The sequence below is a fragment of the Methylobacterium sp. WL6 genome (assembly GCF_008040095.1).
GTDB lineage: Bacteria > Pseudomonadota > Alphaproteobacteria > Rhizobiales > Beijerinckiaceae > Methylobacterium.
Genome location: NZ_VRVH01000253.1, coordinates 1 through 6,640, shown reverse-complemented (window position 1 = coordinate 6,640; position 6,640 = coordinate 1). Strand labels below are relative to the sequence as shown.

The 6,640-nt window shown below is 72.7% G+C and carries 9 protein-coding genes and 1 pseudogene; 9 read left to right on the top strand and 1 reads right to left on the bottom strand.

Annotation, left to right across the window (positions count from 1 at the left end; genetic code table 11):
* The 4 genes and pseudogenes from FV230_RS22510 to FV230_RS22495 all read left to right on the top strand — a co-directional run.
* A pseudogene (locus FV230_RS22510) lies at positions 1 to 581 on the top strand (hypothetical protein); the annotation flags it as partial.
* A gap of 26 nt (positions 582 to 607) precedes the next feature.
* Positions 608 to 1,042, top strand: coding sequence for an NUDIX hydrolase (locus FV230_RS22505; protein ID WP_147843989.1), 435 nt, complete (start codon positions 608 to 610; stop codon positions 1,040 to 1,042).
* A gap of 26 nt (positions 1,043 to 1,068) precedes the next feature.
* Positions 1,069 to 1,506 (top strand): TIGR02301 family protein, encoded by a 438-nt coding sequence (locus FV230_RS22500; protein WP_147843988.1) that lies wholly within the window; start codon positions 1,069 to 1,071, stop codon positions 1,504 to 1,506.
* Between the two features lie 160 nt (positions 1,507 to 1,666).
* Entirely contained in the window at positions 1,667 to 1,921 is a 255-nt protein-coding gene (locus FV230_RS22495) for a hypothetical protein (protein ID WP_147728485.1), read from the top strand.
* A gap of 25 nt (positions 1,922 to 1,946) precedes the next feature.
* Here the strand turns inward: FV230_RS22495 and FV230_RS22490 are convergent, their stop codons facing one another.
* Positions 1,947 to 3,284, bottom strand: a complete 1,338-nt coding sequence (locus FV230_RS22490) for a dihydroorotase (RefSeq protein ID WP_147843986.1) — start codon at positions 3,282 to 3,284, stop codon at positions 1,947 to 1,949.
* Between the two features lie 118 nt (positions 3,285 to 3,402).
* Here FV230_RS22490 and FV230_RS22485 point away from each other — a divergent pair, with 118 nt between their 5' ends.
* The 5 genes from FV230_RS22485 (at position 3,403) to FV230_RS22465 (ending at position 6,426) form a co-directional block, all read left to right on the top strand.
* The gene (locus tag FV230_RS22485) at positions 3,403 to 4,251 is read left to right on the top strand and encodes a folate-binding protein YgfZ (protein ID WP_147843985.1); all 849 of its coding nucleotides are present in this window, start codon (positions 3,403 to 3,405) and stop codon (positions 4,249 to 4,251) included.
* Between the two features lie 5 nt (positions 4,252 to 4,256).
* Positions 4,257 to 4,892 (top strand): DNA-3-methyladenine glycosylase I, encoded by a 636-nt coding sequence (locus FV230_RS22480; RefSeq protein ID WP_147843984.1) that lies wholly within the window; start codon positions 4,257 to 4,259, stop codon positions 4,890 to 4,892.
* A gap of 29 nt (positions 4,893 to 4,921) precedes the next feature.
* Positions 4,922 to 5,482, top strand: a complete 561-nt coding sequence (locus FV230_RS22475; RefSeq protein WP_147728487.1) for a hydrolase — start codon at positions 4,922 to 4,924, stop codon at positions 5,480 to 5,482.
* 26 nt (positions 5,483 to 5,508) lie between these two features.
* On the top strand, positions 5,509 to 6,021 hold the full coding sequence (locus FV230_RS22470; protein WP_147728481.1) for a protein tyrosine phosphatase: 513 nt from the start codon (positions 5,509 to 5,511) through the stop codon (positions 6,019 to 6,021).
* Positions 6,022 to 6,165: 144 nt separating this feature from the next.
* A complete protein-coding gene (locus tag FV230_RS22465) occupies positions 6,166 to 6,426 on the top strand; it encodes an exodeoxyribonuclease VII small subunit (RefSeq protein ID WP_147728480.1) in 261 nt (86 codons plus the stop codon).
* Positions 6,427 to 6,640: the final 214 nt, after the last annotated feature.

The window sequence follows — 6,640 nt, the reverse complement described above, 5'->3', positions numbered from 1 at the left end:
GCCCGGACGCGACCTTCGCCCTCGCGAGGCCGCGCGCCGTGCGCCTCGCCGGACGCCAGGCCTTCGTCGCGGCGACGCTCCACGGCGGCGATGCGTCGGGTCTGGCCCTCGTCACCCGCGCCGGCATCGGCGACTGGGCCGTCACCGCCCGGACGCCCTCCCAGGATGGTGCTCCGGTGCGGATCGCCGCCGTCGCCGACTTCACCGGAGCCGGATCACCGCAGGTCGCCGCGGTTCTGGCGAAGGGCGAGCGCCTCCAGCTCTGGACGCCCGCCGTCGACGCCTTCACCCTCGCCGGCGAGGCGCCGGGCTACGCCTCCGGCCCGGGCGACGTCGATCTCGCCGCCGCGGTCGAGGGCGAAGGCAGCGCGCAGGCGGACCTCGCTCTGCCCGTCGCCGACAATTCGGCCATCGCCCTGGTCTCGCTGAAGGGCGGCATCAGGGAGCGCGCGCGGATCGCGCTGCCCGCCCCCGCCGCCTACGGCGTCGCCGCGCTCGGGCGCGGGACGAAGGTGCGCATCCTCGTCGGCCTGTTCGACGGACGCGTCGCGGTCGTCGCGCCGGATGGGACGAAGCCGTGAGCGAGGCCGATGCGCGATTGTTTCCCATGCGCCCCTTCGTCGGCGCGTCGATCGCGGTGATCCGCGGCGACCGGGTGCTGCTGGCGGCGCGCGCCAACGCGCCGATGCGCGGCGTCTGGACCCTACCCGGCGGGCTGGTCGAAGCCGGCGAGGCGATCGCCGACGCCGCCCTGCGCGAGCTCAAGGAGGAGGTCGGCCTCGAAGCCGAGATGATCGGCGTCCTGCCGCCGACCGAGATCATCCAGCGCGAGCCCGACGGTCGCGTGCGCCATCACTACGTCGTCCACCCCCATGCGGCCCTCTGGATCGGCGGCGAGCCGGAGGCCGGCCCCGAAGCCCTCGCCGTCCGCTGGGCGACGCGCGACGAGATTGCCGACCTCGAAACGACGCCGGGTCTCGCCGACACGCTGGCGGACGCCTTCGCAAAGGTCGCCGCCCGTCGACCCGGGGACCGCCCGTGATCGGCAAGCCGTCCTTCCTGCACCTCATCCTGCCGGTCCTCGCGGTCGGCGCCGGCTTCGCCGTTACCGCGCACGCTCCGGCGCTTGCGCAGCAGCGCCCCCCGGCGCGGCAAGCCCCGAAGCCTGCCGAGAAGGAGCCGCCCCCGCCGCCCCCGGAGCAGGCCGCACCCTACGACCGCGACCTGACGCGGCTGTCCGAGATCATCGGATCGCTGGCCTTCCTGCGCGAGCTATGCGCGGGTGCCGATGCCGCCGAGTGGCCGAACCGGATGAAGGCGCTGATCGAGGCCGAGGGCGTTACCCCCGGGCGGCGCGACCGCCTCGCCGGGGCGTACAACCGCGGCTACCGCGGCTACGCCGCCACCTACCGCGTCTGCACGCCGGCCGCGCACGAGGCGGCAGGCCGCTTCGTCGCCGAGGGGGAGCGCCTGTCGCACGCGCTGGCCGGCCGTTTCGGCGGTTGATGCAAACCGGCCACACGGCAGAAGCATCCGGGGAAACCGTCGTATTCGGCCATCCGCGTTAACCGCTTCGCAATTCCCGGCTGGTCGCGGACCCGTGAGCCGCCTATCATCCTTTCCGTACGCCGGGCCTCCAGCCCGCGCGCAACGGATGCGACGCGCCATGCAGAACAGCACTCAGACCGCCCCGTTCGAAGCCGACGTGGACGAGAAGCGCGCCGCCCTGGGCTACGTGTCCGAGGCGTTCGCCGAGGGCTGCCTCGACGGTCTCGACGGCGACTGCATGGCGCAGGCGGCCCTGTTCGCCGCCTTCCAGGAACTGGTCATGACCTACGGCGAGGAGGCCACCGCCCGCTACGCCGAGGGATTCCCCGAGCGCATCCGCGGCGGCGCCTTCACCACCGCGCTCCAGCACTGAGCCCGATGCCGCGGCTGGCGCGGGCTCAGGCCCGTGCCAGCGCCTCCTCGAAGGTCACGGCCTCGCCGCGCGACGGCGCGGTCAGCACACCGTCCCACATCACGCGGGCCCCGCGCACCACCGTCCCCACCGGCCATCCGGTCACGGTCTTGCCGTCGTAGGGCGTCCAGGCACTCTTCGAGGCGATCCAGGCATTGCGGATCGTCTCGCGGCGCTTGAGGTCGACCACCGTCACGTCGGCGTCGTAGCCGATCGCGAGCCGCCCCTTGCGTGCGATGCCGAACAGGCGCTTCGGCCCGGCGCTCGTCAGGTCGACGAAGCGCTCGAGCGACAGCCGTCCGGCCGCGACGTGGTCGAGCATGATCGGCACCAGCGTCTGCACCCCGGTCATCCCCGAGGGCGAGTCCGGATAGGGCTTGGCCTTCTCGTCGAGCTGGTGCGGCGCGTGATCCGAGCCGAGGATGTCGGCGACGCCCTGCCCGAGACCCCACCAGATCCTTCGGCGATGCGCATCGCCGCGGACCGGCGGGTTCATCTGCACGAGCGTGCCGAGCCGCGCATAGGCCTCGTCGCCGTCGAGGGTGAGGTGATGTGGCGTCACCTCGACGCTCGCCACGTCCTTGTGGTCGGCGAGGTAGTCCATCTCGTCGCCGGTCGAGATGTGCAGGATGTGGATGCGGGCGCCGGTCTCCCGCGCCAAGGCCACCAACCGCCGCGTCGCCGCCATCGCCACCTCCGGCGAGCGCCAGACCGGGTGCGAGGACGGGTCGCCGGGGACGCGGAGATCCTTGCGCGCGCGCAGCATCGGCTCGTCCTCGGAGTGGAAGGCGGCGCGCCGGCGGATCGCCGTGAGGATGGCGCGCACGCCCGCATCGTCCTCGACCAGCAGCGACCCGGTCGAGGACCCGACGAACACCTTGATGCCGGCGGCGCCGGGCAGCCGCTCCAATTCGGCGAGCTGCGCCACGTTCTCGTGGGTTCCGCCGACCCAGAACGCGAAATCGCAATGCATCCGGTGATGCGCGCGGGCCACCTTATCGGCGAGCGCGTCCGCGCTGGTGGTGAGCGGGTTGGTGTTCGGCATCTCGAACACGGCGGTGACGCCGCCCATCACGGCCGCCCGCGAGCCGGATTCGAGATCTTCCTTGTGGTCGAGGCCGGGCTCTCGGAAATGCACCTGGGTGTCGATCACGCCGGGCAGCAGGTGCAGGCCGGCGCAATTCTGCCGCTCGGCACTGGCTGCCCGCGCGAGGTCGCCGATCGCCGCGATGCGCCCGCCGCGGATGCCGAGGTCGGCAAGGTGCGTGCCGTCCTGGTTCACCACCGTGCCGCCGGAGAGGACGAGGTCGAAGGGCTGGTCCATCGGGGATGCCATCGGAAACGCCTTGGTTGAGGCCGGGTCCCGGGCGGCTTATGTCACGCCTCATCCTCGCGCAATCGCGCGGCCTGGAAGGCCCGATCGGGCCGAGTGAGGACTTGCCATGCCGATCGCCCTGCTGCCGGACCGCGCCCTCGTCACCGTGACCGGGCCGGACGCCACCGCCCTGCTCCAGGGCGTGATCACATGCAACGTCGAGACGCTGGGCGAGGCGGAGGCGCGCCTCGGCGCCCTGCTGACGCCGCAGGGCAAGATCCAGTTCGACTTCCTGATCTCGCGGATCGGCGACGGGTACCGCCTCGACGTGCCGGCCGAGCAGGCTGCGGCGCTCGCCAAGCGCCTGACCCTCTATCGCCTGCGCGCGAAGGTCGAGATCGCGGTCGATCCGACCATCGCCATCGCCGCATCCTGGGACGGCGCCACCACCGCCGCCGAGGTCGACGCCGTGGCCGACGCCCGGGCCGAAGGCCTCGGCGCGCGGCTCTACGCGGCGGCGGGCGCCTTCTCCGCGGACGCGTCCGAAGCGAAGTACCACGCCCACCGCATCGCGCTCGGGATCCCCGAGGGCGGGCGCGACTTCCCGTTCAGCGACGCCTTCCCGCACGAGGCGCTGATGGACCAGCTCGGCGGCGTCGACTTCCGCAAGGGCTGCTACGTCGGCCAGGAGGTGGTCTCGCGGATGCAGCACCGCGGCACAGCCCGCACCCGCATGCTGCCCGCCACCTATCCCGCGAGCGAGGCGGCCGCCCCCGGCTCCGAGATCACCGCCGGCGCCAAGGTGCTCGGCGTGACGGGGAGCCGTGCCGCCGGGCGCGGCCTCGCGATGCTGCGCCTCGACCGCCTCGCCGACGCGATCGCGGCCGGCGAGCCGCTGCGCGCCGACGGCAAGGTGCTGACCGTGGAGCGCCCGGCCTTCGCCAGCTTCGCGATGCCGGACGTCGCGGCGGGCTGAACTGAATGACCGAGGCATCGCATCCGGTCGAAGGCCTCGTCCGCCATCCCGACGGCTGCGCCCGGTGCTGGTGGGCGGGGCTTGATCCGCTCTACGTCGCCTATCACGACGGCGAATGGGGCGTGCCCGAGCACGACGGCCGCGCGCTCTACGAGAAGCTGATTCTCGACGGCTTCCAGGCCGGGCTGTCGTGGATCACGATCCTGCGCAGGCGCGACGGCTTCCGCCGCGCCTTCGCCGCCTTCGATCCAGAGGCCATCGCGCGCTTCACCGAGGCCGACGTGGAGCGGCTGATGCAGGACACCGGCATCATCCGCAACCGCGCCAAGATCGTCGGCACCGTCGCCGGCGCCCGCGCCTGGCTGCGGATTGAGGAGCGCGGCCCCGGTTTCTCGCGCTTCCTGTGGGATCACCTGCCGGACGGCCGGCCGATCCAGGGCAGCGCGCGGACCCGCAGCGAGATCCGGACCGAGACCGACGTGTCGCGGCGGATCGCCAAGGCGCTGAAGGCCGAAGGCTTCACCTTCTGCGGCCCGGTGATCGTCCACGCCTTCATGCAGGCGGTCGGCATGGTCAACGATCACCTTGTCGGCTGCCATCGCCACGCGCCCTGCGCCGCGCTGGCGGAGCCGGGCCGTTGAGCGCGCTGCAGCCGCGGGCGTGGCAGCGGATGCTGTCGGGCCGCCGGCTCGACCTGCTCGACCCCTCCCCCCTCGACATCGAGGTGGCCGACATCGCCCACGGGCTCGCCCGCGTCGCCCGCTGGAACGGGCAGACCGCGGGGCCGCACGTCTTCTCGGTGGCGCAGCACTCGCTGCTGGTCGAGGCGGTCGGCCTGCATCTCACGCCCGGGTGCACGCCGGCACAGGGCCTCGAGCTGCTGCTGCACGATGCGCCGGAATACGTCGTCGGCGACATCATCTCGCCGTTGAAGGCCGCGATCGGCGATTCCTACAAGGGCGTCGAGCGCCGCCTGCTCGCTGCGATCCGCCGGCGCTTCGGGCTCGAGGCGCCGACCCCGGCCTTCGCCCGCCTGGTCAAGCGTGCGGACCGGGTGGCGGCGCATGCCGAGGCGGTGCGGCTCGCCGGATTCGCGCCGGACGAGGCGACGCGCTACTTCGGGCGGCACGAGACCCTGCCCGAGCCGGTCCTCGCCCTGCTCGACCCCTGGCCGACCGCGCAGGCGCAGGCCCGTTATCTCGACCGTTTCGCCGAGCTCGCGAAATCCTGACACCCGACCCAGAACCCGGACCCGAGATGCCGACGCTGCACGTCTGCCCCCTGTCGCGCCTGCCCGAGACCATCGCGGCGACCGGGGCGAGCCACGTCCTGACGCTGCTCAACTTGCCCTCGGCGCCGGAGCGGCCGGCGACGATCGCCGAGGGCTGCCACGCGGTGGTCGGCGTCAGCGACATCGCGGTCGCGACGGACGGGTACGTTCTCCCGGCCGAGGACCACGTGCGCGCCATCCTCGACTTCGTCGCGGCGTGGCCGCGCGAGAAGCCGATGGTGATCCACTGCTACGCCGGCATCAGCCGCTCGACCGCCGCGGCCTACATCGCCGCCTGCGCCCTGGATCCCGCCCGCGACGAGGCCGAGGCCGCCGCGGCGTTACGCCTCGCCTCGCCGTCGGCGACGCCGAACCGCCTGTTCGTCGAGATCGCCGACCGGCTGCTCGGCCGCGACGGTCGGATGGTCTCGGCCGTCGCCGCGATCGGCCGCGGGGCGGACGCCTTCGAGGGCACGCCGTTTCGTTTCGAGCTCGGCTGACCGGTCGAGCCCACCGGCATACCGGTGTGGCGCAAACGTCGCCGCCGGCTGGAAAAACCGCGTGTCTCCGCCCGCCGCGAAGGCACGTGGGGTTGTGGCGGTCGCCGCCTCCGCCTTAGAACCGCACCAAAGGATCCTGTAGGGATGACCGAAAGCCGACCCGACGCGACCGCGATCGCCGCCGACACGCCCTTCGAGAAGGCCCTGGAGCAGCTCGAGGACATCGTCCGCCGCCTGGAGAAGGGCGACGTGGCGCTGGACGAATCGGTGACGATCTACGAGCGCGGCGAGGCGCTGAAGCGCCACTGCGAGATGCTGCTGAAGCGGGCCGAGGCCCGCATCCAGCGCATCACCCTGACACCCGACGGGCGCGCCGAAGGCGTCGCACCCCTGGACGTCGATTGAGATGCGCCGTGCTCGAGCACCGCAGCCTCGTTCGGCGTTCGAGATCGATATGAGGCCGAACCCGTGACGCAGACCCCCTCGATGCCGGCCCCCTCGATTTTGGACGGTTTGTCCGAGACGTCCGCGTTGCGGTTGCTTCCGGAGAGCGATCTCCGGGCGGTGGCGGACGCGGTTCGCTCGGAGATGATCGAGGCCGTGTCGGTGACGGGCGGTC

Excerpts from the sequence above, each read along its gene's own strand:
- FV230_RS22475 (WP_147728487.1), top strand. The coding sequence starts at position 4,922 with ATGCTGTCGGGCCGCCGGCTCGACCTGCTCGACCCCTCCCCCCTCGAC.
- FV230_RS22480 (WP_147843984.1), top strand. The coding sequence starts at position 4,257 with ATGACCGAGGCATCGCATCCGGTCGAAGGCCTCGTCCGCCATCCCGAC.
- FV230_RS22490 (WP_147843986.1), bottom strand. The coding sequence starts at position 3,284 with ATGGACCAGCCCTTCGACCTCGTCCTCTCCGGCGGCACGGTGGTGAAC.
- FV230_RS22465 (WP_147728480.1), top strand. The coding sequence starts at position 6,166 with ATGACCGAAAGCCGACCCGACGCGACCGCGATCGCCGCCGACACGCCC.
- FV230_RS22495 (WP_147728485.1), top strand. The coding sequence starts at position 1,667 with ATGCAGAACAGCACTCAGACCGCCCCGTTCGAAGCCGACGTGGACGAG.
- FV230_RS22485 (WP_147843985.1), top strand. The coding sequence starts at position 3,403 with ATGCCGATCGCCCTGCTGCCGGACCGCGCCCTCGTCACCGTGACCGGG.
- FV230_RS22470 (WP_147728481.1), top strand. The coding sequence starts at position 5,509 with ATGCCGACGCTGCACGTCTGCCCCCTGTCGCGCCTGCCCGAGACCATC.
- FV230_RS22505 (WP_147843989.1), top strand. The coding sequence starts at position 608 with ATGCGCCCCTTCGTCGGCGCGTCGATCGCGGTGATCCGCGGCGACCGG.